General features: G+C 73.6%; 19 protein-coding genes. All 19 read left to right on the forward strand.

Annotated features, from left to right (window positions below; genetic code table 11):
* Positions 1-54: 54 nt before the first annotated feature.
* The 19 genes from J3P29_RS19700 to J3P29_RS05350 all read left to right on the forward strand — a co-directional run bounded on the left by J3P29_RS19700 (position 55) and on the right by J3P29_RS05350 (position 24309).
* Positions 55-303: an acyl carrier protein gene (locus J3P29_RS19700; RefSeq protein ID WP_210491980.1), complete on the forward strand. Its 249-nt coding sequence runs from the start codon at positions 55-57 to the stop codon at positions 301-303.
* Positions 300-1496, forward strand: a complete 1197-nt coding sequence (locus J3P29_RS05265; protein ID WP_210491981.1) for a beta-ketoacyl-ACP synthase II — start codon at positions 300-302, stop codon at positions 1494-1496. The genes J3P29_RS19700 and J3P29_RS05265 overlap by 4 nt, the downstream gene beginning before the upstream one ends.
* The gene (locus J3P29_RS05270) at positions 1493-3004 is read left to right on the forward strand and encodes an acyl-CoA carboxylase subunit beta (RefSeq protein WP_210491982.1); all 1512 of its coding nucleotides are present in this window, start codon (positions 1493-1495) and stop codon (positions 3002-3004) included. The genes J3P29_RS05265 and J3P29_RS05270 overlap by 4 nt, the downstream gene beginning before the upstream one ends.
* A 33-nt stretch (positions 3005-3037) precedes the next feature.
* Entirely contained in the window at positions 3038-3865 is an 828-nt protein-coding gene (gene fabI, locus J3P29_RS05275) for an enoyl-ACP reductase FabI (protein ID WP_349239768.1), read from the forward strand.
* Between the two features lie 153 nt (positions 3866-4018).
* Positions 4019-5482: a cardiolipin synthase gene (cls, locus tag J3P29_RS05280; protein ID WP_210491983.1), complete on the forward strand. Its 1464-nt coding sequence runs from the start codon at positions 4019-4021 to the stop codon at positions 5480-5482.
* 117 nt (positions 5483-5599) lie between these two features.
* Entirely contained in the window at positions 5600-6370 is a 771-nt protein-coding gene (locus tag J3P29_RS05285) for an SOS response-associated peptidase (RefSeq protein WP_210491984.1), read from the forward strand.
* Positions 6363-8039 carry an adenylate/guanylate cyclase domain-containing protein gene (locus J3P29_RS05290; RefSeq protein ID WP_210491985.1) on the forward strand — a complete coding sequence of 559 codons (1677 nt, stop codon included), beginning with the start codon at positions 6363-6365 and terminating at the stop codon, positions 8037-8039. The genes J3P29_RS05285 and J3P29_RS05290 overlap by 8 nt, the downstream gene beginning before the upstream one ends.
* Positions 8040-8139: 100 nt before the next feature.
* Positions 8140-9759, forward strand: a complete 1620-nt coding sequence (locus J3P29_RS05295) for a circularly permuted type 2 ATP-grasp protein (protein ID WP_349239769.1) — start codon at positions 8140-8142, stop codon at positions 9757-9759.
* Complete coding sequence (locus tag J3P29_RS05300) at positions 9759-10727, forward strand: alpha-E domain-containing protein (protein ID WP_210491986.1); 969 nt, start codon at positions 9759-9761, stop codon at positions 10725-10727. Before J3P29_RS05295 ends, J3P29_RS05300 begins: the two co-directional genes overlap by 1 nt.
* 24 nt (positions 10728-10751) lie before the next feature.
* Positions 10752-11627, forward strand: a complete 876-nt coding sequence (locus J3P29_RS05305; protein WP_210491987.1) for a transglutaminase family protein — start codon at positions 10752-10754, stop codon at positions 11625-11627.
* A 140-nt stretch (positions 11628-11767) separates the two neighbouring features.
* Positions 11768-11932, forward strand: coding sequence for a 50S ribosomal protein L33 (gene rpmG / locus J3P29_RS05310; protein ID WP_084629682.1), 165 nt, complete (start codon positions 11768-11770; stop codon positions 11930-11932).
* A 33-nt stretch (positions 11933-11965) separates the two neighbouring features.
* Positions 11966-12265 (forward strand): preprotein translocase subunit SecE, encoded by a 300-nt coding sequence (gene secE / locus J3P29_RS05315; protein ID WP_210491988.1) that lies wholly within the window; start codon positions 11966-11968, stop codon positions 12263-12265.
* Positions 12266-12287: 22 nt separating this feature from the next.
* Positions 12288-12812: a transcription termination/antitermination protein NusG gene (gene nusG / locus J3P29_RS05320; protein ID WP_210491989.1), complete on the forward strand. Its 525-nt coding sequence runs from the start codon at positions 12288-12290 to the stop codon at positions 12810-12812.
* 1 nt (position 12813) lies between these two features.
* On the forward strand, positions 12814-13239 hold the full coding sequence (gene rplK, locus J3P29_RS05325; RefSeq protein WP_210491990.1) for a 50S ribosomal protein L11: 426 nt from the start codon (positions 12814-12816) through the stop codon (positions 13237-13239).
* Positions 13239-13964 carry a 50S ribosomal protein L1 gene (gene rplA, locus J3P29_RS05330; RefSeq protein ID WP_210491991.1) on the forward strand — a complete coding sequence of 242 codons (726 nt, stop codon included), beginning with the start codon at positions 13239-13241 and terminating at the stop codon, positions 13962-13964. The genes rplK and rplA overlap by 1 nt, the downstream gene beginning before the upstream one ends.
* Before the next feature lie 84 nt (positions 13965-14048).
* Positions 14049-14702, forward strand: a complete 654-nt coding sequence (gene rplJ, locus J3P29_RS05335) for a 50S ribosomal protein L10 (protein ID WP_210491992.1) — start codon at positions 14049-14051, stop codon at positions 14700-14702.
* A gap of 52 nt (positions 14703-14754) precedes the next feature.
* Complete coding sequence (gene rplL, locus J3P29_RS05340; protein WP_210491993.1) at positions 14755-15135, forward strand: 50S ribosomal protein L7/L12; 381 nt, start codon at positions 14755-14757, stop codon at positions 15133-15135.
* A 314-nt stretch (positions 15136-15449) separates the two neighbouring features.
* Positions 15450-20285, forward strand: a complete 4836-nt coding sequence (locus J3P29_RS20310; RefSeq protein WP_210491994.1) for a DUF11 domain-containing protein — start codon at positions 15450-15452, stop codon at positions 20283-20285.
* A 403-nt stretch (positions 20286-20688) separates the two neighbouring features.
* The gene (locus J3P29_RS05350) at positions 20689-24309 is read left to right on the forward strand and encodes a DNA-directed RNA polymerase subunit beta (protein WP_210491995.1); all 3621 of its coding nucleotides are present in this window, start codon (positions 20689-20691) and stop codon (positions 24307-24309) included.
* Positions 24310-24330 lie beyond the last annotated feature (21 nt).

The raw sequence follows: 24330 nt of genomic DNA on the forward strand, positions 1-24330 counted from the left end.
TAGGACCCGCACTTCCCGCATCCGCAACGACCCCGACCAACGGAGACCAGCAACGTGTCCACCCCCACCCGCGACGACGTCGAGAAGCTCGTCATCTCCTCCCTCGAGGAGCTCGGCGCCGAGGCCGACGCCCTCACCCCGACCGCGACCTTCGAGGACCTCGACGTCGACTCGCTCGACCTCGCCGAGCTCTCGCAGATCGTCGAGGAGCAGTACGGCGTCAAGCTCCAGGGCGAGGACGTCGCCAAGCTCCGCACGGTCGAGGACGCCGTGAACCTGATCGTGGAGCGCGCCGGCCAGTGAGCCGCGCCGCCATCACCGGCCTCGGCGCCGTCACCCCCATGGGGGTCGGCGTCGACGCGCTCTACTCCGGCTGGACCGGCGGCCGCTCGGCGATCGTCGACGGGCAGGGCGCCTGCCTGGACTTCGACCCGACGGCGGTGCTCTCCCGCAAGGAGGCCCGCCGCGCCGACCGCTCGAGCCAGCTCGCCCTCGCGGCGACGGCCGAGGCGCTGGCCCAGGCCGGCTGGGACGCGGAGCTGCCGTACGCGCAGGAGCGCATCGGCACGGTGATCGGCACGGGGATCGGCGGGTTCATCACCCTGACCGAGAACCACAAGGCCATGCTCGAGGGCAAGCCGGTGTCGCCGCTGGCGATCCCGCTGCTCATGGCCAACGGCCCGTCGGGCCAGGTGGCGCTGCGCCACGGGTTCCAGGGACCGAGCTTCGGCACGGTCAGCGCGTGCGCGGCGGGCGCGCACGCGATCGCCTCGGGCGTGCGGGAGCTGCGGGCCGGCACGGTCGACGCCGTCGTCGTCGGCGGCACCGAGGCGGCGCTCGTCGACCTGGCGCGCGCCGGCTTCGGGGCGATGGACGCCCTGTCCCCGACGGGCCAGTCGCGGCCCTTCCACAAGGACCGCAACGGCTTCGTCCTCGCCGAGGGCGCCGCCGTGCTGATCCTGGAGGACGAGGACCGCGCCAAGGCGCGCGGCGCCCAGATCCTCGGGTTCGTGCGCGGCATCGGCTCGTCGTCGGACGCGCACCACCTGACCGCCCCGACGGAGGACGGCGCCGGTGCCGCCCGCGCCATCACCGCGTCGCTGCGCGACGCCGGCATCCAGGCGACGGACGTCGACTACGTCAACGCCCACGGCACCGGCACGCCGCTGAACGACCGCTCCGAGGCGGGCGCCATGCGCGTCGGTCTGGGCGACCACATCCTCGAGACCCCCATCTCGAGCCTCAAGTCCGCGATCGGGCACACGCTCGGCGCGGCCGGCGCCATCGAGGCCGCCGCGACGATCCGCGCGCTCGCGGACCGCGTCGCGCCCCCGACGCTGAACCTCGACGCCCCCGACCCCGACATCGAGCTCAAGCACGTCATCGGCGAGCCGATGCCGCTGCGCGACACCGGCGGCCGCGCGCCGCTGGCGATCTCGACGTCCTTCGGGTTCGGCGGGCACAACGCCTGCATCGTCCTGGAGGGCACCGCATGAGCGGCCGCACCGGCACCCCCACCGTCGTCACCCCCCGCACCGCCGTCCACCCGCACGAGCGGGTCGCGGCGGACGTCCGTCCGAACGAGGTCCTGACCCCGCTCGAGCGGCTCGAGACGCTCTGCGATCCCGGCTCGCTGCGCCTGCTGCGCACCGCGGTCGTGTCGCCCAGCCTGGGCGACCGGGCGGAGCCGGGCGACGGCGTGCTGGCCGGCGTCGGCACGGTCGGCGGCCGGCCCGTGGCCTGCTACTCCGAGGACCAGTCGCTGCTCGGCGGCAGCCTCGGCGCGCGCCACGCCGAGACGCTCGTCCGCCTGCTGCAGATGGCGGGCGACGCCGGGATGCCGGTCGTTGGCTTCCTCGCGTCCGCCGGCGCGCGCCTGCAGGAGGGCCTGGAGGCCCTCGCCGGCTACGGCCGCATCTTCGCCGAGCTCACCCGGCTCTCGGGCCAGGTGCCGCTCATCTCCGTCGTCTGCGGCACCTGCGCCGGCGGCGGCGCCTACACCCCGGCGCTCACGGACGTCACGATCATGACCCGCGACGCGGCGATGTTCCTGACGGGCCCGGGCGTCGTGCGCGAGGTCACCGGCGAGGACGTCTCGTCCGAGGACCTCGGCGGCCCCGACGTGCACCGCCACAACGGCGTGGCGCAGCTCGTGGCCGAGGACGACGACGACGCGGTGCGGCTGACGCGCGAGCTGCTCGGCCTGCTGCCGCAGCGCTCGGGCGAGGAGCCCCCGCGCTCGCGTCCCGTGCCGGCCCCGGCCTTCGACCCGTCCGCGTACGTGCCGGTCGAGGCTCGCCGCGGCTACGACGTCCGCGACGTCGCGTCGGCGATCGTCGACGGCGGCCGCCTGCTCGAGCTCGGCCGCGACTGGGCGCCGAGCATCGTCACCGCGTTCGCCCGCATCGACGGCCGCACCGTCGGCGTCGTCGCCAACCAGCCCAAGCGGATGGCCGGGACGCTCGACGCGGACTCCGCCCAGAAGGGCGCCCGCTTCGTGCGCCTCTGCCACCTGTTCGGCGTCCCGCTCGCCGTCCTCGTCGACACCCCGGGCTTCATGCCGGGATCCGACCAGGAGCACGGGGCCGTCATCCGCCACGGCGCCAAGCTCGTGCACGCGTTCGCCGAGGCCGACGTGCCGAAGGTGACCGTCGTGCTGCGCAAGGCGTTCGGCGGCGCGCAGATCGCGATGAACTCCCGTGCCCTCGGCGCGACGCTCGTCCTCGCCTGGCCGAGCGCGCAGATCGGCGTCATGGGCGCCGAGCAGGCCGTCGGCATCACCGGCCGCCGCCAGATCGCCGCCGCCGACGACCCGGCGCAGAAGAAGGCCGAGCTCGCCGCGCAGTACGCCGCCGAGCACCTGTCCGCCGAGGGCGCCGCGGCGCTCGGCATCGTCGACGAGGTCATCGAGCCGGCCGCCACGCGCGACCGCCTCGTGTGGGCGCTGGCGTCGCTCCGCCGCCCCGCGGCGCGCGAGCACCGCGCCCGCAACCTCCCGCTGTAGCCCCACCGTCCCTCCCGACCCCGAAGGCCCTCCGTGACCGCACCCCTGACCTCCGACCTGCTGGCCGGCCGGCGCCTCCTGATCACCGGCGTGATCACGAAGGACTCCATCGCCTGGCACGTCGCCGCGCGGGCCCAGGAGGCGGGCGCCGAGGTACTCCTGACCGGGTTCGGCCGCCCGCGCCGCCTGACGGAGCGCGCCGCGAAGCAGCTGCCGCAGCCGGCGGACGTGCTCGAGCTGGACGTGAACAAGGCCGAGGACCTCGCTGCCGTCGCGGCCGAGATCGACGCCCGCTGGGACGGCCGCCTGGACGGCGTGCTGCACGCCATCGCCTTCGCGCCCGAGGACGCCCTGGGCGGCAACTTCCTGGAGACGCCGCCCGAGAGCGCGAAGACCGCGTTCGAGACGAGCGCGTTCTCGCTGAAGGCGCTCGCCGCCGCGCTGCTCCCGGCGCTGGCGAAGAGCGAGCACGGCGGCTCCGTCGTCGGCCTGGACTTCGACGCCCAGGTCGCCTGGCCGATCTACGACTGGATGGGCGTCGCGAAGGCCGCGCTCGAGGCCACCAGCCGCTATCTCGCCCGCTACGCCGGCCCGCACGGCGTGCGCTCCAACCTGATCTCCGCCGGCCCGCTCGGCACGATCGCCGCGCGCGGCATCCCGGGCTTCAACCTGCTGGCCGACAACTGGGACACCGCCGCGCCGCTCGGCTGGGACACCGCCGACCCGACGCCCACGGCCGACGCCGCCCTGTTCCTGCTCTCGCCGCTCGCCCGCGCGATCAGCGGCGAGATCCTGCACGTCGACGGCGGCGTGCACGCCGCCGGGCCCGTCGGCGCCGCGGGCGCCGACGCCCAGGGCTGATCCCGGCCCCGCGGCCGAGCGCCCGCCCGCGGGGCGGCAGCGGTCCCCGGCGTCGCGCGCGCCCGCGCGGCGGGGGAGCGCGCCGCCCGCGGCCGGGCGCGCGGGCCCGCGCGCGCGTCGCTGCGGCCGCCCCGGGCCGGTAGCGTGGCCGCCGTGGACCTGTCGGACCTCCTGCTCCACGGCACCGTCGCGCTCGACGTCGTGGGCCTGCTGGTCCGCCTGGCCGCCGTGGTCGTGATCCCGCCGGGCCGCCGCCCGACGTCGGCGATGGCGTGGCTGCTGGCGATCTTCTTCGTCCCGTACGTCGGGATCGTCGCCTTCCTCCTCATCGGCAACCCGAAGCTGCCGAAGCACCGGCGCCGCAAGCAGCGCGAGGTCAACCGGATGATCCTCGAGCGCACCGCCGGCATGGACGCCGTGCCCGACGAGGATCCGGGGCCGCCCTGGCTCGCGTCCGTGGTCCGGCTCAACCGCAACCTGGGGGCGATGCCCGTCGTCACCGGCAACGCCGCCGAGCTGATCGAGGACTACGACGCGTCGCTCGCGGCGATGACCGCCGCCGTCGAGGGCGCGCGCGAGTACGTCCACTGCGAGTTCTACATCGTCGCCTCGGACGCGACGACGGCCCCGTTCTTCGCCGCGCTCGAGGCGGCGCGCGCCCGCGGGGTGACGGTCCGGGTGCTGTTCGACCACATCGGCTCGCTGCGCTCGCCCGGGTACCGGCGCACGCTGCGGCACCTGCGGCGGATCGGCGTCGCCTGGCGCCCGATGCTGCCCGTGCAGCCCCTGCGCGGCCGCTACCAGCGGCCCGACCTGCGCAACCACCGCAAGCTGCTCGTCGTCGACGGCGACGTCGCCTTCCTCGGCTCGCAGAACCTGATCGACCGGTCCTACAACAAGCGCGCCAACCGCCGACGCGGCCTGCGGTGGCAGGAGCTCATGGTGCGCCTGGAGGGCCCGATCGTCGGCGGCGTCAACGCCGTGTTCATCACGGACTGGTACTCCGAGACCGACGAGGCGCTCGACGGCGAGATCGCCGCCGTGGACCCCTCGCACGCCCCGACCACCCTCGAGTGCCAGATCGTGCCGAGCGGCCCGGGCTTCGACGAGGAGAACAACCTCAAGCTCTTCAACACCCTGATCTACAGCGCCCAGCGCCGCATCAGCATCACGAGCCCGTACTTCGTGCCCGACGAGTCGCTGATCGCGGCGGTCACGACGGCCGCCGAGCGGGGGATCGACGTCGAGCTGTTCGTCTCCGAGATCGGCGACCAGCCCGTCGTCTTCCACGCCCAGCGGTCCTACTACGACGCGCTGCTGCGGGCGGGCGTGAAGATCCGGCTGTACCCGGCGCCGTACATCCTGCACGCCAAGCACCTGACGATCGACGACGACGTCGCGGTCATCGGCTCGAGCAACATGGACATGCGCTCGTTCGGCCTGAACATGGAGGCGTCGCTGCTCGTCTCGGGCCGCGAGTTCGTGGCGCGGATGCGGCAGGTCGAGGACCGCTACCGGGCGCTGAGCCGCGAGCTCACCCTGGAGGAGCACCGGGCGCGGGCCTGGCCCGGGAAGGTGGTCGACAACCTGGCCCGCCTCACCTCGGCGCTGCAGTGATCACCGCACCCGGGCCAGCGGGCAAGGTCGTCGACAACCTGGCACGGCTCACCTCGGCGCTGCAGTGATCACCGTCGCCGCTCGGCTCCGTGGCTACGACGGGGTAGGGTCCGGCCGATGTGCGGGCGGTACACGATCGGCGCGACGCGCCCCGGCGAGTTCGACATGCGCTTCGGCGGGCAGATCGACACGTCAGCCCTCGGCCGCTACAACGTCGCCCCCACGCAGCTCGTGCCGGTGGTCGGCGGCGGACCCGACCTGGGCGAGCGGAGCGTCCGCAGCGCCCACTGGGGCCTGCTGCCGCCGTGGGCGAAGGACCGCAAGGAGCGGCTGAAGCCGATCAACGCGCGCGTCGAGACGCTGACGGACAAGAAGCTCTTCGCGCCGCTGCTCGGCGACGCGGCCCACCGCGTCCTCGTGCTCGCCGACGGCTGGTACGAGTGGCTGCGCAGCGAGGACCCGAAGCAGCCGCGGATCCCGTTCCGGCACGTCGTCGACGACGGGGAGCCGTTCGCCTTCGCCGGCCTGGCGCGGACGGTCCGGGTCCGCGACGGCGAGGGCACCGAGCCCGCGCCGCTGCTGACGATGGCGATCGTCACCGGGCCGGCGAACGGTCCCGCCGGCCGGGTCCACGACCGGATGCCGGCGGTGCTCGAGGGGCGCGACGCCGAGGCGGCGTGGCTCTCGCCCGACGTCGACGCGCGCGCGGCCCTCGAGCTGCTCACGCCGCTCGCCGACGACCGCCTGACGGTGCTGCCGGCCAACCCGCTCGTCAACGCGGTGCGCTCGCCCGACGGGCCGTGGCTGCTGGACCCGGACGCCGCGCCCCCGGCGGCCACCGAGCCGGACGCGGCGCAGCCCTCGCTCTTCGGGGACGCCGATGGCTGAGCCGCCCGGCCTGCGCGGCGCCGGCGTCCGCGGCGCCCATTCGGTCACCGCCGCGTCGCGGTCGCTGACGGCCGCGTCGCGGCGCATCTTGGCGCGGCCGCAGGTCGTCGCGCGCCTCGTGCACCTGGCGCTCGTCGCCGTCCTGGCGATGGCCAACGTCGTCGCGGCCGGCATCTGCGTGCTGCTCGTGGTCTTCGTCGTCCCCGGCCGGGCGGACGACGCCGCCCAGCACGCGCTGGGCGACAACGCGTGGTTCCTCCTCGCCTACCTGGGGATCGCGATCCCCTGGGTCGTCCTGTGGTCGTGGCGGGCGCTGCGGCGGGTGACGCGCTGGATCGGGGAGGGGCGCGAGGCGCAGGAGGACGAGCTGCGGGCCCTCCTCCGCGCCCCGCTGCGGGTCGGCGTCATGCTCGGCGCCGCCTGGACGCTGGCGGCCGTCGTCTTCGCCGGGTTCAACGTCTGGCGGTCCGACAGCGGCGAGGCGGTCACCGTCCTGCTGGCCCTCCGGGTCTTCATCGTCACGCTGCTGACGGGCCTGACGATGGCGGCGATCGGCTACCTCGTCACCGAGCGGCTGCTGCGCCCGGTCTCCGCCCTGGCGCTCCAGTCCGGCGGCCTGGACCGCACCGTCCTGCCCGGCAGCACGACGCGCCAGCTCCTGGGCTGGGGGACCGCGACGGGCGCGCCCGTCCTCGGGGTCGTCCTCGTCGGCGTCCTCGCCGTGGCGGATCCGACCGACATGACGGTCCGGGGCCTGGCCGTGTCGATGATCGTGCTCGGCGGCGTCGCGCTCGTCGTGGGCGCCGCCGTGGAGCTGCTGGCGGCCCGGGCGGTCGCGGACCCGGTGCGTGCGGTGCGCCAGGGCATGACGCGGGTGCGCGGCGGCGACCTGGACGTGCGCGTCCCGGTGTACGACGCGAGCGACCTGGGGCGCCTGCAGGACGGCTTCAACCGGATGGCCGCCGGGCTGCAGGACCGCGACCGCCTGCGCGACCTGTTCGGCCGCCACGTGGGCGAGGAGGTCGCCCGCTCGGCCCTCGAGCAGGAGGACGTACGGCTGGGCGGCCAGGTGCGCGACGTCTGTGCGCTCTTCGTCGACCTCGTCGGCTCGACCGCGCTGGCGTCCGGCCGCGGGCCGGACGAGGTCGTCGCGCTGCTCAACCGCTTCTTCGGCGTCGTCGTCGGCACCGTCGCCGAGCAGGGGGGATGGGTCAACAAGTTCCAGGGCGACGCCGCGCTCGTCGTCTTCGGCGCCCCCGGGCAGCAGGACGACGCCCCGGACCGTGCGCTCCGCGCGGCGCGCATCCTCGCGCGCCGGCTGGCCGACGAGCTGCCCGAGCTGCGCGCGGGGGTGGGGGTCAGCGGCGGCCCGGCGGTCGCCGGCTACGTCGGCGCGGAGGAGCGCCTGGAGTACACGGTGATCGGCGATCCGATCAACGAGGCCGCGCGCCTCACCGAGGTGGCGAAGGAGACGCCGGGCCTCGTCGCGGTCGCCGGGCGCCTGGTCGCGGACGCCTCGCGCGCGGAGCGGGCCCGCTGGCGCCACCACGAGCGGCGCGTCGTCCGCGGGCGGAGCGCGCCGACCGACGTCATGGTGCCCGTGGACGCGGACGCCGGCCCGAGCGCCCCGGCGGACGACGACGGCGGCGCGACGCCCGGCGAGGGGTGAGCGCGGCGGCGCCGCCCGGCCGCTGCGGCGCATCGTCGGCCGTCACGCCTGTCCGGGCGGCGCACCCGCACCGCCCGACGGCGGATGTAGGGTCGGACGGGTGACCACCGGACCCGCCCCGACGTACGAGCCGCCGTCGTGGGTCTACGACGAGGCGGTGGCCGGCGACGGGCGCCCGCGCGAGCACGTCGCCCGGCTCATGGAGGCCGTCGGCGCGCTGGCGCCCGAGCAGCTCGCCGCGCTCGGCCGGCGCCGCGACCGCACGTTCATCGAGGCGGGCATCACGTTCGACACGATCGGCCCGGACGGCCAGGCCGTCGACCGCCCGTTCCCGCTCGACCTGGTGCCGCGGGTGATCCCCGCGAGCGACTGGTCGATCATCAAGCGCGGCCTGGCGCAGCGGATCCGGGCGCTGAACGCGTTCATCGACGACGTCTACCACGGGCGCGAGATGGTCCGCGAGGGCCTGATCCCGTGGCGGCTCGTCGTCTCGCGCTCGCACTTCGCCCGGCAGGTCGACGGGGTGCGCCCGCCCGGCGGCGTCTACACCCACGTCGCCGGCCTGGACCTCGTGCGCGACAACGACGGCACGTGGCGGGTGCTCGAGGACAACGTCCGGACCCCGTCGGGGATCTCGTACGTCCTCGCCAACCGCCAGGCGATGACGCGCCTGGCCCCGCGGCTGTTCCAGGGCCACCGGGTGCGCCCCGTCGACCACTACCCGCAGGTGCTGCTCGAGGCGCTGCGCGCGGTCGCGCCGGCGGACGAGGGCGAGGCGACCGTCGTCGTCTGGACGCCGGGCCCGCTCAACCCCGCGTACTTCGAGCACGCGTTCCTGGCGCACCAGATGGGCGTCGAGCTCGTGCAGGCCTCCGACCTGGTCGTGCGCGGAGACGTCTGCTACATGCGGACGACCCGCGGGCTGCAGCGCGTCCACGCGATCTACCGGCGCCTGGACGACGAGTTCTGCGACCCGATCGACTTCCGTCCCGACTCGGTCATCGGCGTCCCCGGCCTGCTGCGCGCCTACCGCGCCGGCACGGTCGCGGTGGCGAACGCCTTCGGGACGGGGGTGGCCGACGACAAGGCGATCTACCCCTACGTGCCGGACATGATCCGCTACTACCTGGGCGAGGAGCCGATCCTGCAGAACGTGCCGACGTACCGGCTGGACCGCGCGGACGAGCGGGAGCACGTGCTGGGCCGGCTCGACGAGCTCGTGGTCAAGCCGACGAGCGAGTCCGGCGGCAAGGGCGTCGTCATCGGCCCGCACGCCAGCCCCGCCGAGCTCGAGGAGGTCCGGGCCGCGGTGCTCGCCGAGCCCGGTCGGTACATCGCGCAGGAGCTCGTGCGGCTGTCCACGGTCCCGACGGTCGAGGCCGACGGCACGCTGGCCCCGCGCCACGTCGACCTGCGGCCCTTCGCGGTCTTCGGCGAGACGATCCGCGTGATCCCCGGCGGACTGACCCGCGTGGCGATGACGCCGGGGTCCATGCTCGTCAACTCCTCGATGGGCGGCGGGTCGAAGGACACCTGGGTTCTCGAGTCGGACGGGCCGGCGGCCGACGCGGACGTCGCCGACGGCCCGGAGCAGGGCGAGCGCCTGCTGCCCGCGCTGCCCGAGATCCGCTGGAGCTCGGCGTGGGTCGGCCAGGCGCAGCAGCAGCAGCAGGACGACCTGACCGCGCCGGACGGCGACGCGGCGGAGGAGGAGGCCTGATGCTCGCCCGCATCGGCCACGAGCTCTACTGGCTCGGCCGCTACGTCTCGCGCGCCGAGCACACGACGCGGATGCTCGAGGGCGTCTTCGCCGCGGACCTGCAGGGGCGCCCGGACGACCCCGTGGGCGTCAACCTCTCCTGGGGCCCCGTCATGGCGATCATGGGCGCCGAGTGGGACGGGGCGCCCGTCGCGGCCGCGGACGCCCTCGGGCGGCTGGTCCTCGACGCCCGGCAGGACGCGTCCGTCGTGGCGTGCGTGCGGCGCGCCCGCGAGGCCGCGCGCACCCTGCGCGACGTCGTCCCGCAGGACATGTGGGAGGCCATCAACACCCTCTCGCTCGAGCTGCTCGCCGTCACGCCGGACGCGCTCGCCTCCGACCCCTCCGTCGCGTTCCGCGCCGTGCGCGAGCGCTGCACGCTCTTCTGGGGCCTGGTCGGCCGCACGATGCTGCGCGACGAGGCCAGCGCCTTCCTCGCCGCCGGCGAGCGGCTCGAGGGCGCCGACGTGCTGCTGCGCATGCTCCGCGTGGTGCTGCCGGCCGGCCCGCGCGCCGACGGGGCGGCGGACGCGGGCGAGAGCGACGGCCAGGCCCACGCCCTGCTCCGCGCCGTGGGCGGGGAGCAGGCGTTCCGCCGGGCGGCCGCCGGGCCGCCGGACACCCCGCACGTCGCCCGCTTCCTCCTCTTCGAGCGGGACTACCCCAACGCCGTCGCCGCCCACGTCCACGGGGTCCTGCGGGCGCTGGAGCAGGCCGACGTCGCGGCGCGCTCCAGCCCGCCGGTGCTGCGCCTGTCGCGCCTGCTCGCCGATCTGGACTTCCACCGCCGCAGCCTCGCCGGCGCGGACCGCAACGTCCTCGTCGAGCAGGGCGTGGTCGTCCAGGGCGAGCTCGCGGCGGTCGACCGCGACATCTCCGAGCGCTACTTCGCCGGCGCCCTCCGTCCCACCGCGTTCAGCGTCGCCTGAGCGCCTGCCATCGTTCCCCGCGCCGTGCACTTCGCGATCGACTACCTGACCGAGTACCGCTACGACGGCGAGGTCGTCGACAACCTCAACGCCCTGCGCGCCCGGCCCGCGACGACGTCGCTCCAGCGCTGCGACGAGTTCCACGTCCGCACGGATCCGGAGACGCGCCTGCACCGGTACGTCGACTACTTCGGGACCGAGGTCGTCGAGTTCGGCATCGACCGGCCGCACGACCACCTGACGATCGAGGTCCGCGCCCGGGTGACGACGAGCGCGCCCGAGCCGCCGCCGGAGGCCCCGTGGGAGGCCGTCGCCACCGCCGCGTACGAGACAGCGGCGGGCGAGTTCCTGCTGCCGCTCGCGGGCGACCCGCCGGCGGAGCGGACCGCCGAGCTGCTGCGCCTGACGCGGGGCACCTCGCCGGCGGCCACCGTGCGCCTGCTGTGCGAGCTGCTGCGCGACCGCTTCGTCTACGACACGCAGGCGACGTTCGTGGGCTCGACGGTCGACGACTTCCTCACCCAGGGCGGCGGGGTCTGCCAGGACTTCGCCCACCTGGCGACCGTGCTGCTGCGCGGCCACGGCATCGGGGCCCGCTACGTGTCCGGCTACCTGTGGGCGGCGTCGCCGGACGGGGGCGCCGACTCGCTCGAGGTCGCCACGCACGCGTGGGTCGAGGCGCTGCTTCCGGGCCCGGGGGAGCGGGACGAGCCCGTGTGGGTGGGCGCCGACCCGACGAACGGCGTGCTCGCGGGCCCCACCCACGTCAAGATCGGGCACGGCCGGCACTACGGCGACGTGCCGCCGATCCGGGGCGTCTACCGGGGACGGGCGCGCGCCGAGCCCCAGGCGCGTGTCACCATGACCCGGCTGGACCCGCAGACGAGCGCCCGGGCGTAGCGCCGGCCCCGGACCGGGGGACGGTTCGCGACGGACTTCGCTATGCTCCCTCGCCGGACCTGCCTCGTGTAGGTCCGTCTTGTCCGGTCGCCCCTGACCGGTCCAGGTGACTTCGACCGCATCGCGTACGGGAGCCCAAGATGGCCCGCGGAGATGTTCGTGTCGCTGCGACCCTCGCGTGCGAGGTCTGCAAGCGGCGCAACTACCAGACCAAGAAGAACAAGCGCAACACGCCCGACCGGCTGACGATCAGCAAGTACTGCCGCTGGTGCCGTCAGCACACGTCCCACAAGGAGACGCGGTAGGCGCCTGACCGCGCGACCCGCTTCGACACGCCCATGGCTGCTGAGGACCACGACGACCGCCCGCGCCTGACGACGTCCCCCGCCGGGGGACCGTCCGAGGCTCCGGCCTCCACCGAGGCCGCGGTCGCCGCGGCGCCCGCGCCGGGCGGCGGCCTGCGCCGCTTCCCGGGGTTCCTCCGTGCCTCCTGGGCCGAGCTGCGCCGCGTGCGCTGGCCCGACCGCACCCAGGTCGCCCAGGGCACCGGCGTCGTGATCGTGTTCGTGCTGCTCGCCGGAGCCTTCCTCGGCGGCGTGGACGCGCTCGCGTCGAAGCTCGTCGAGTGGATCATCTAGCGCTCCGCCGCACCCCATTCCCATGTATCGCTGGTACGTCGTCAACACCTTCTCCGGGCACGAGGCCAAGGTGAAGCAGAGGCTCGAGCACCGTCTGGTGACGCTCGGGCAGCGGCGTGCCGTGCGCCAGATCGTGGTGCCCACGGAGACCGTCACCGAGGTCAAGGACAACCAGAAGGTCACGTCCGAGAAGCGGACGATGCCCGGCTACGTCCTCGTCCAGATGGACCTGAACGACGACTCCTGGCAGCTCGTGAAGGGCACGCCCGGCGTGACCGGGTTCGTGGGTGCCGGCGACGAGCCGATCCCGCTGACGGGCGAGGAGATCGACCGTCTCCTCAAGCGCGCCCAGCAGCCCACGAAGGCGCAGGCGCGAGCGCAGTTCACCGTCGGCGAGTCCGTCAAGGTCGTCGCCGGCCCCCTGTCGGACTTCTCGGGCGAGATCGCAGAGGTCTCCCCGGACGCCGGCAAGCTCAAGGTTCTTGTGTCCATCTTCGGCCGGGAGACCCCGGTCGAGGTGGGCTTCGATCAAGTGAAGAAGATCTGAGATGGCGAAGAAGGTTCTGACCCAGATCAAGCTGCAGGCCGTCGGCGGACAGGCCTCCCCGGCCCCGCCGGTGGGTCCTGCGCTTGGTCAGCACGGGCTCAACATCATGGAGTTCTGCAAGGCGTTCAACGCCGCCACGCAGCAGGACGCCGGCACGATCATCCCCGTGGTGATCACGGTCTACGAGGACCGCACGTTCACCTTCGTCACGAAGAACCCGCCGGCCGCGGTGCTCATCAAGCAGACGATGAACCTGGCCAAGGGCTCCGGCGAGCCGCACAAGACGAAGGTCGGCACGCTGACCGCGGAGCAGCTCACGCAGATCGCCGAGAAGAAGATGGCGGACCTGAACGCCAACGACATCGACGCCGCGAAGAAGATCATCGCCGGCACCGCCCGTTCGATGGGCGTGGAGGTTGAGGCCTGATGCCCAAGCACGGTAGGAAGTTCGTCGCCGCCCGCGCGAAGGTCGACCGCACCCGCGAGTACGACGCCGCCGAGGCCATCGCGCTGGTCAAGCAGCTCTCGCGCGCGTCGTTCGACGAGTCCGTCGAGGTGCACATCCGCACCGGCCTGAACGTCCGCCACGCGGACGAGCAGCTGCGCGGCACCATCGCCCTGCCGAACGGCCTGGGCAAGTCCGTCACGATCGCCGTCTTCGCCGCGGGGCCCAAGGCCGCCGAGGCCGAGGCCGCCGGCGCCGACTTCGTCGGCACGGACGACCTCGCCAAGCGCATCGAGGAGGGCTTCTCGGACTTCGACGTCGTCATCGCGACGCCGGACCAGATGCCGCTCGTCGGTCGTCTCGGCCGCGTCCTCGGCCCGCAGGGCAAGATGCCGAACCCGAAGGTCGGCACCGTGACGATGGACGTCGCGAAGGCCGTCGAGGAGTCCAAGGCCGGCAAGGTCGAGTACCGCACCGACCGCACCGCCATCGTCCACCTGACGATCGGCAAGACGTCGTTCGCGCCCGAGGCCCTGGTCGAGAACCTGGCCGCGGTCCTCGAGGAGATCAACCGCGCGAAGCCGTCCGCCGCGAAGGGTCGCTACATCCGCACCGTGACCGTGGCCTCGACCATGGGCCCGGGCGTGAAGATCGACCCGACCACCGCACGTGTGAGCGTCGAGGAGGGTGTGCCGGTCGCCGCCTAGCGGAGACGAACACACCCCCTCGTCGCCCCCGAAGACCTCCGGCAGGCCGTCGCCCGACGGCCGGAAGCCCGGGACAGGAGGCCCATGAACCGGGAACAGAAGACAGCGGCGGTCAAGGAGATCGCCGAGAACATCAGCGCGTCCGAAGCGGTCCTCGTCGTCGACTACCGCGGCCTCACCGTCACCCAGGCGGCCGAGCTCCGTGGGCAGCTGCGCGACAGCGACGCGTCCCTCACCGTCGCGAAGAACACGCTGACGGGCATCGCCATCTCCGAGGTCGGCGAGACCGCGGAGCCGCTGCGCGACTTCCTCGCCGGCCCGACCGCCCTGACGTACGTCAAGGGCGACGTGGCCGCTGCCGCCAAGGCCATCACGACGTTCGCGAAGGCGAACGGCGACCTGCCGTCCTTCAAGGGCGGCGTCATGGACGGCAAGCAGCTGAGCCCCGACGAGATCACCGCGATCTCGAAGCTGCCCTCCCGCGAGGCCCTCTACGGCCAGCTGGTCGGCATGGTCGCGTCCCCGATCACCGGCCTGGCGCGCAGCCTGGGCGGTCTGGTCGGCGGCCTCGCCATCGCCCTCGCCGGCGTGCAGGAGAAGAAGGAGTCGGGCGAGATCCCGTCCGGGGATGCCCCCGCGACGGCCTCCGCCCCGGCCGAGGACGGCGCCGCCGAGGGCGACGCCGGCAACGAGGCCGACGCTGCCGCGTCGGCCGACGAGTCGGGTGCGTCGGCGTAGTTCCGCCGCAACCCGCTAGACCCACCCGAATCGCACACAGGAGAACCTGATTATGGCTACCACGCAGGAGTGGATTGACGAGCTCAAGAGCATCTCGGTGCTCGAGCTGGCCGAGCGCATCAAGGCGCTCGAGGAGGAGTTCGGCGTGTCGGCGACCGCCGTCGCCGCTGCCGCCCCGGCCGCCGGTGGTGGCGACGCCGGTGGCGCCGCCGCCGAGGAGCAGAGCTCCTTCGACGTGATCCTCGAGTCCGCCGGTGACAAGAAGATCGGCGTCATCAAGGTCGTCCGTGCCGCCACGGGCCTGGGCCTGAAGGAGGCCAAGGCGCTGGTGGACGAGGCTCCGGGCGCCATCAAGGAGGGCCTGGACAAGGACGAGGCCGAGAAGCTCAAGGGCGAGCTCGAAGAGGCCGGCGCCACCGTCACCCTCAAGTAGCACCGGGCGGCGCACGCGCCGCCTCCCGACGCCGACCGGTCGCCCCGCGCGACCGCCGGCGCCCGCCACGGGCCGCCTTCGGGCGGCCCGTCGTCGTTTCCGGCCACGACGCGGCGGGCACGAGACGATCGTCCGGGGGGGGGAGTCGACGGCCCGCCCCGACAGGGGGGTGATGACACCTCCGAAGGCGGCTTCTGATGCCGGTCCGATACGCGCCGCTCGTACCGTCGCGTCCATGCCCTGCCCCCAACATGCGTCCGGCCGTCCCGTCCGGACGTTCAAGTAAGGCGATGCCCGTGTCGATGCCAGTCCTCGTGCCTTCTCCCTCCCGTGCGGCACGGCGGCGCTCGTCCGCGCTCGCCGTCCTGCTCCTCCTCGTCGCCGCCTTCGGGCTGGCCGCCGCGACCGGCGCCCACGCCGCGGACCGCGCGTTCACGCCCCGCTTCTCGACGAACGACACGGGCGACATCGACATCGTCGGCAACACGCTGATGACCTGCCCGTCGTCGGCGTCCGGCTGCACGGGCTCCCAGGCGTCCGGGACGACGACCCAGTCGAGCGCCGCGCTGACGAACAACGCGTACGACATGGACTACGTCGACGTCGACGACGACCGTTCGACGTTCAACTCCAGCCGCGCGGCGCTCGGGCTGCCCAAGGGCGCCACGGTGCTCTACGCCGGCCTGTACTGGGGCGCCCGGACGGCCGCCGGCTCCGGCGGCCAGTCGGCGCCGAACGCCGGCGCGCGCGGCACGGTCAAGCTCCGGGTGCCGGGCGGCACGGGCTACGAGACCGTCACCGGCACCACCGACGAGGGCTCGCAGGGCATCTACCAGGGCGTCGCCGACGTCACCTCGCTCGTGAAGGCCGCGGGCGCCGGCACCTACACGGTCGCCAACGTCCAGGCCTCCACGGGCGGGGACACGCTGGCCGGCTGGTCGCTCGTCGTCGCCTACCGCGACACGACGCAGCCCGCCCGCAACCTGACGATCTTCGACGGCCTGAAGACGATCTCGAGCGGGGGCTCGGGCACGATCTCGGTCTCGGGCTTCAAGACGCCGCCGGCCGGCCCCGTGAAGACGACGCTCGGCTTCGTCGCCTACGAGGGCGACGCGGGCTACGCCGGCGACGGCGCCACGCTCAACGGCAAGACGCTCAGCGACGCGCAGCACCCCGCCACGAACTTCTTCGACTCGCGCATCAGCCGCGACGGGCAGCTGCGCGACGGCCGCACGCCGAGCTTCGCGAACAACCTGGGCTTCGACGTCGCGATGCTCGGCGTGGACAACTCGTACATCGCGAACAACGCCACGAGCGCCACGATCGGCCTGACGACGTCGAGCGACGTCTACGCCCCGGGCGTCGTCACGTTCGCGACGGACCTGTACGCCCCGAAGGTCGAGCAGACGAAGACCGTCGCCAACGTCACGCCCGGCAAGGCCGCCGACGACCCCGTGGAGCAGGGCGACCGCCTGCGCTACACGATCGCCGGCCGCAACACCGGCCAGGACGGCGCCACGGGCTTCGTGCTCCGCGACCCGGTCCCGGCGAACACGACGTACCGGGCCGGCACGCTCGCCGTGTCCCCGGCCGCGGGTGGCACGAGCACCGCGGCCGCGACCGACGCCGCGGGCGACGACCGCGCCGAGTACGACGCCGCGAACCGCCGGATCGTCGCGCGCATCGGCAGCGGCTCGACCGCGACCGCCGGCGGCACGCTGGCCGTCAACACGGACTACCGGGTGACCTTCGAGGTCACGGTCGGCGGTCCCAGCCCCGCCATCGCGTCGAGGACCGACGTCGTCAACCTCGCGACGTCCTCCTTCAACTCGGCCAGCCTCGGCACGCCGCTGACGGCCGAGTCCTCCGCCACCGCGACGGTGCGCTCCCCCGACCTGACGGTCACGAAGACGGGCTCGGGCTCGTTCACCGAGGGCAGCGACTACGACTACGCCGTCCGGGTCCGCAACGGCGGCGACGCCGCGACGCAGGGGACGGTCACCGTGACCGACCCGCTGCCCGCGCGCCTGACCCCGCGCGGCACCCCCGCCGTCGAGGGCCAGGGCTGGTCCTGCACGACGTCGGACCGGACGTTCACCTGCACGCGCAACGACCCGCTCGCGGCCGGCGCCTCCTACCCCGCGATCGCGATCCACACGACGGTGGGCGCGGGTGACGGCGCGGTCTCCAACACCGCGACCGTCGCGGGCGGCGGCGACGGCGACCTGACGAACAACGCCGGCACGTCCACGGGCACGCCCACCCGCGTGGCCGACCTGTCGTTGACCAAGACGGTCCGCGCCGGGGACGTCGCCGTCGGCGACGAGGTCACCTACGACCTCGACGTCCGCAACGCCGGGCCGAGCGGCTCCACCGGCGCGGTCCTCACCGACACGCTGCCCACCGGCCTCGTGCTCGTGTCCGCGCCGGGCTGCTCCGGCACCGCCGGCGGCGGCACCGTCACGTGCGCCGTCGGCCCGCTCGCGAGCGGCGACACCAAGCGGTTCACCGTCGTCGCCAAGGCGGCCGCCGGCACCGCCGGCCGCACCCTCCGCAACACCGCGTCCGTCGCGGGCACGGAGACCGATCCGAACGCCGACGACAACGCGGCCGCGGCCACGGTGGCCGTGGAGCCGGTCGACCTCGTCGTCACGAACGTGATCGACGGCGCGCCGAAGATCCTCGATGCCGGCAGCACCTACACCTGGAGGGTCGGCGTCGAGAACAAGGGCGGCTCCTCCGCGACCGGCAGCACGGTGACCTTCCCGGTCCCGGCGGGCACCACCGTGGTGGAGGCCGGGCTCGACTCGCGCTGCGCGGTGGTGACGGACGCGAAGAACGGCGACATCGTCACGTGCGCGCTCGGCACGATCGACGCCAAGGCGACGGCCGCGGCGATCGCGGTCCCGCTCACGGTCGCGCAGGGCAACGCCCCGGCGTCGGTCGCGACCCTCGCGACCGCGAAGAGCGTCGAGGCGGACGCGAACGTCGACGACAACAGCGCCGCCACGAGCACGCCGGTGCAGACCGCGAGCGACCTGTCGGTCACGCTCGCCAGCAGCGCCGGCCGCACGAGCGCCGGTGAGACGCTGAAGCTGACGGCGACCGTCAAGAACGCTGGTCCTGCTGCGCCGTCGTCGCCCACCCTGCGTATCCCCGTTCCGGACGGCACGTCGTTCGTCGGTGCGAGCGGGGCGAGCTGCGCCGTCACGGCGCCCGCAGCGGGCGACGTCGACCAGCGCCGGTACGCGCTGTGCACCCTCGATCCGAAGCAGCTCGGCAAGGACTCGAGCGTCCAGGTCGTGCTGACGGTCAAGGTCACACAGGACGTGGGCGACACCGTCGCCGCTGACGCGCGCGTCTTCGCTGGGAACGACTCCGACCCGTCCAACAACGCCGCCGCCATCGCCGTCCCCGTCGTGAAGACGGCCGGCCTCTCGATCGCGAAGACCGCCTCCACGACGCAGGCCAAGCCGGGCGAGACCGTCACGTACACGCTGACGGCGACCAACTCCGGTCCCGCGGCCGCCCAGGACGTCGTCGTCACCGACACGCTCCCGGCCGGCACGACGTTCGCCTCGGCGACCGGCGGCGGCGCCGTCTGCACGAACGCCGGCGCGCAGCTCACCTGCACGCTCGGCACCGTCGCGGCCGGGACCGCCAAGACGATCCTCGTCCGCACGACGGTCGACGCGATCGCCTCCAACCCGGATCCGAACGCCAACCACCAGCTCGACATCACGAAGATCGAATCGGACTTCCCGGTTGCGGCGCACGCGACGAAGAGCCAGGTGACGACCTGCCCGTCGGGCTACCTCGCGACGGACGGCAGCGTCCGCCTCGACGACACGGCGCAGAACGCCGGCAGCTTCTCCGACGTGCGCGTCCTCTCCAGCCGCGGGACGGACGACGGCCGCGGCTGGACGGGCACGGCCCGCAACGACACGGCCGGCCTGCTCCACGCGAAGGTGACGGTCGTCTGCGTGACCCAGCAGACCACGGAGGTCTCCGGTCACCGCCACGACCTCCTGGTCTCGAAGCCCGTCGTCTCGAACGAGAGGCTCACCGCCGGGCGTCACACGGTCGTCCTGACCTGCGGCCCGGGCCGCGTGCCGATCGCGCCGGGCACCACGTTCGACGGCGGCGACGCCACGGTCGAGGGCTCGTTCCGCGACGGCGCGACCTGGCGCTTCGCGGTGACCGTCCCGGAGTTCACGGACGCGTCGTTCGCGGTCCGCTGCCTGTCGGTCACGACGGGGGTCGCGAACGGCCACGCGCACGAGCTCGACCTCTACGCCCGCACCCGTGAGGTGGACGTGCGCCCGAGCGCGGCCACGAACGACAAGATCGTGGAGCGCGTGGAGTGCGGCGACGGCAAGGGGATCGCGGCCTCGACGCAGATCGCCCCGGGCCTCGTCTCGCTCGGCAACGACCCGGAGCCGGTCAACCGGGACTTCCGGTTCTACAACCCGACCGACCAGACGCTGCACGCCACGATCGGCCTGCTCTGCCTCGGCACCCGCACGGGCGGCGAGACCGCGGTGAAGGACGTCGCGAACACCGCGTCGGTCACCACCAGCACGGAGGACGCCACGACGGCGGACGACAGCGCCACCGCGACGTTCCGCGCGACCGCCGCCGCCGGCCCGGTGGCCGAGGATCCGGCGCCCTCCCCGGCGCCCGCCCCGGCGCCCTCCCCGGCGCCCGCCCCGGCGCCTGCCCCGGCCCCCGCGCCCGCCCCTGCGCCGGCCCCCCAGGGCACGGGTTCCACGGGCACGGGCTCGACGGGCACGGGCAGCGCGCCGCTGGCCGCGTCGACGCTGTCGCTCCGGACCGCGACGCTGAAGGTCGCGGCGACGGGCAGCCGCGCGACGGTCACCGCGGTGGTCCGCTCGAAGGCCGGCGCGCCGACGTCCGGCACGGCGACGCTCACCGCCACGAGCGCCGTCGGCGGCACGTCGCTGCGCAAGGGCGCGGTCCTGGCCACGGCCAGCTTCCGCATCGGTGCCGGCGGCAAGGTCACCGTCCGCCTGAAGGCGAAGGGCGCGGCGGCGAAGGCGCTCCGCGGCAAGCGCGTCCGCACGGCGAAGCTGGTCCTGAAGGCCAAGGGCCAGAAGGCCCGGACGATCACCGTCCGCCTGAGCCGCTGATCCGGCCCGCCGGGGCCTGCGCCCCGGCCGCCGCGACCGCCGACCCGGCCCGTCCCCGCACCGCGGGGGCGGGCCGTCGTCGTTCCGGGGCGGGGGGACGATCGCGCGCGCTCGTGACGGCGGGCACGGCAGGGCCGGGGCCGCGGGCCGCACGCCCCGTCGCCGCTCGGGCGTTTCCCCTACAATGCCGCTGTCGACCGATAGTCGCAGCCGTCCACCCATCGGGTCCCGCGCCACATACGCGGGCCTGCGGACGGGGTCCGTGAGCGTCGACCGCCCTCCCACGGGGGTTCAGATCCCCGTGTGCTAGTTTTCCTCTGTTCGCTGTCCGTCCGCCGTCCTCGTGGCGCGTCCGGTCGCGGATCCTCGCCCGATACACGACACCCCCGAGGAGTCGCCCGCCTTGTCCACGGTCAACGCCCTGCGCACGCGTCGCACCTTTGCGCGTCTGGATCAGGTCCTCGACGTCCCCAACCTCATCGACATCCAGCGCCGGTCGTTCGACTGGCTCGTGGATGCTGAGGGCGGCGGACTCCGAGAGACCATCGACGACATCAGCCCGATCGAGGACTACACGGGCAACCTCGCCGTGGAGTTCGGCGAGCTCGAGTTCGGCGAGGAGACGCACACCCTCGCCGAGTGCAAGGAGAAGGGCCAGACGTACTCGCGGCCGCTCTCCGTCGAGGTCGCGTTCGTCAACCGCGAGACCGGCGAGATCCGCGAGCAGTCCGTCTTCATGGGCGACTTCCCGTGGATGACGAAGCGCGGCACCTTCATCGTCAACGGCACGGAGCGCGTGGTCGTCACGCAGCTCGTCCGCTCGCCCGGCGCCTACCTCATGGAGCCGAAGGACCGCGAGAAGCAGGTCTTCGTCGCGAACCTCATGCCGGCCCGCGGCTCGTGGCTCGAGCTCGAGATCGACAAGAAGGGCAAGGTCTTCGTCCGCATCGACCGCAAGCGCAAGCTGCCGGTCACCGTGCTCCTCCGGGCGATGGAGTACAACCCCGAGCTGGACGCGGACGTCGAGGAGTCGGACGCCGACGTCGACGCGCTGGACCAGACGCTCCTCGACCGCTTCGAGGGCTCGGCCTACATCCGCAACACCCTCCTCACGGACACCGAGGCGACGCGCACGAAGAAGGGCGCGCTCATCGAGCTGTTCAAGAAGCAGCGCCCCGGCGAGCCGCCGACGGTCGACGCCGCGTACGCGCTCCTGCAGACGCTGTTCTTCGACCCCAAGCGCTACGACCTGACGCGCGTCGGCCGCTACAAGCTCAACTCGCGCCTGAACCTCGACATCGACCTCGAGACGCGGCACCTGACGCCCGAGGACATCTACGCGCTGATCGCGGAGCTCATCCGCCTGCCGCGCGAGCTCGGCATCCCCGAGGACGACGACGTCGAGATCAAGGACTACGCCGCCGAGGCCGCCGCGATGCCGCGCGAGCCCGTCGCCGACCTGCTCGACGAGTACGAGCACTTCGGCAACCGTCGCCTGCGCACGGTCGGCGAGCTGATCCAGGACGCCTTCCGCGTCGGCCTCTACCGCATGGAGCGCGTCGTCCGCGAGCGCCTCACGACGGAGGACGAGGACACGATCACGCCGCAGTCGATCGTGAACATCCGCCCGGTCTCCGCGGCGCTGAAGGAGTTCTTCGGCTCCTCGCAGCTCTCGCAGTTCATGGACCAGAACAACGCGCTCTCGGGCCTGACGCACCGCCGCCGCCTGTCGGCGCTGGGCGCCGGCGGCCTGACGCGCGAGCGCGCGCCCATCGAGGTCCGCGACGTCCACCCGACGCACTACGGCCGCATGTGCCCGATCGAGACGCCGGAGGGCCCGAACATCGGCCTGATCGGCTCGCTGTCGGCGTACGCCCAGGTCTCCGAGCACGGCTTCGTCACGACCCCGTACCGCGTGGTCGAGAACGGCCGCGTCACCGGCGAGGTCGTCCACCTGGACGCCACGCAGGAGGAGGAGCACCTCGCGGCCCAGGCCGACGCCCCGCTCGACGCGGACGGCACCCTGAAGGAGGACGAGGTCCTCTGCCGCACGCAGGCCGGCAAGTACGTCGTGGTCCCCCGTGAGCAGGTCACGCTCATGGACGTGTCGCCGCAGCAGATCTGGTCCGTCGCCACGGCGATGATCCCGTTCCTCGAGCACGACGACGCGAACCGCGCGCTCATGGGCGCGAACATGCAGCGCCAGGCCGTGCCGCTGCTCAAGACCGACGCCCCGCGCGTCGGCACGGGCATGGAGGCGCGCGCCGCCCAGGACTCCGGCGACGTGGTGCTGGCGACGAACGCCGGCACGGTCAAGTACGTCGACGCCAAGCGCATCGTCGTCGAGCACGCCGAGGGCCGGGACGAGTACCACCTCGAGAAGTTCGAGCGCTCGAACCAGGGCAACCTGCTGCACCAGCGCCCGCTCGTGAAGCGCGGCCAGGAGGTCGCGGCCGGCGCGGTCCTCGCGGACGGCTCCTCCACGAGCAAGGGCGAGATGGCCCTGGGCAAGAACCTCATGGTCGCCTTCATGTCGTGGGAGGGCTACAACTTCGAGGACGCGATCATCCTGTCGCGCCGCCTCGTCTCCGACGACGAGCTCACCTCGGTGCACATCGAGGAGTACGAGATCGACGCGCGCCAGACGAAGCTCGGCGACGAGGAGATCACCCGCGACATCCCGAACCGCGCGGAGGAGTCGCTGCGCAACCTCGACGACCGCGGCATCGTCCGCGTCGGCGCCGAGGTCGGCGCGGGCGACCTGCTCGTCGGCAAGGTCACGCCGAAGGGCGAGACCGAGCTGACGGCGGAGGAGAAGCTGATCCGCGCGATCTTCAAGGAGAAGGCGCGCGAGGTCCGCGACACCTCGTTGAAGGTGCCGCACGGCGAGGGCGGCGTCGTCATCGACGTCAAGACGTTCCACAAGGACGAGGGCGACGACCTGCCGCCCGGCGTCAACGAGCTCGTGCGCGTCTTCGTCGCGAAGAAGCGCAAGATCTCCGAGGGCGACAAGCTCGCCGGCCGCCACGGCAACAAGGGCGTCATCTCGAAGATCGTCGACATCGAGGACATGCCGTTCCTGGAGGACGGCACCCCGGTCGACGTCATCCTCAACCCGCTGGGCGTGCCGTCGCGCATGAACGTCGGGCAGGTGCTCGAGATCCACCTCGGCTGGGCCGCGGCGCAGGGCTGGTTCCCCGACGGGACCGAGGCCTGGGAGCAGCGCGACCAGAACGACCGCGGCGGCGTCTACGTCTCGACGCCGGTCTTCGACGGCGCGTCCGTCGCCGACGTCGACAAGGCGCTCGTGAAGTGGCAGGAGCACCACACGTCGCAGGGCGGCGCGATCCGGATGGACGTCGACACGTCCCGCCCGGAGGGCACCCAGGCGTCCGGCAAGGTGACGCTCTTCAACGGCCGCACCGGTGAGCCGTTCGACGAGCAGGTGACCGTCGGCTTCATGTACATCCTGAAGCTGCACCACCTCGTCGACGACAAGATCCACGCCCGCGCGACCGGCCCGTACTCGCTCGTCACCCAGCAGCCGCTGGGCGGCAAGGCGCAGTTCGGCGGCCAGCGCTTCGGCGAGATGGAGGTCTGGGCGCTCGAGGCGTACGGCGCGGCCTACACGCTGCAGGAGATGCTCACGATCAAGTCCGACGACACCGTCGGGCGCGTGAAGGCCTACGAGGCGATCGTCAAGGGCGAGAACATCGCCGAGCCGAGCGTCCCCGAGTCCTTCAAGGTGCTCCTGAAGGAGATGCAGGCCCTCTCGCTCGACGTGCGCGAGATCCACGACGAGGGCGTCGAGGGCGGCGTCGACGACGAGGACGAGCTGCTGCGCGCGGCGGAGGAGCTCGGCATCGACCTGGGCGGCGTGCGCGCCGACCTCGGCGACGAGGCGGCCGACGAGCAGACCGGTGGCGCGACCGACACCGACGACGAGTCCCCCGCGGTGGCCGGCGAGGCCACCGTGCAGGCGGACGCCGGCGCTGACGCGCCGGCAGCGGAGGACGAGGCGTAGGGAACGGCTCTCCGGCGCCCC

The sequence above is a fragment of the Patulibacter sp. SYSU D01012 genome (genome assembly GCF_017916475.1).
Classification (GTDB): Bacteria; Actinomycetota; Thermoleophilia; order Solirubrobacterales; family Solirubrobacteraceae; genus Patulibacter.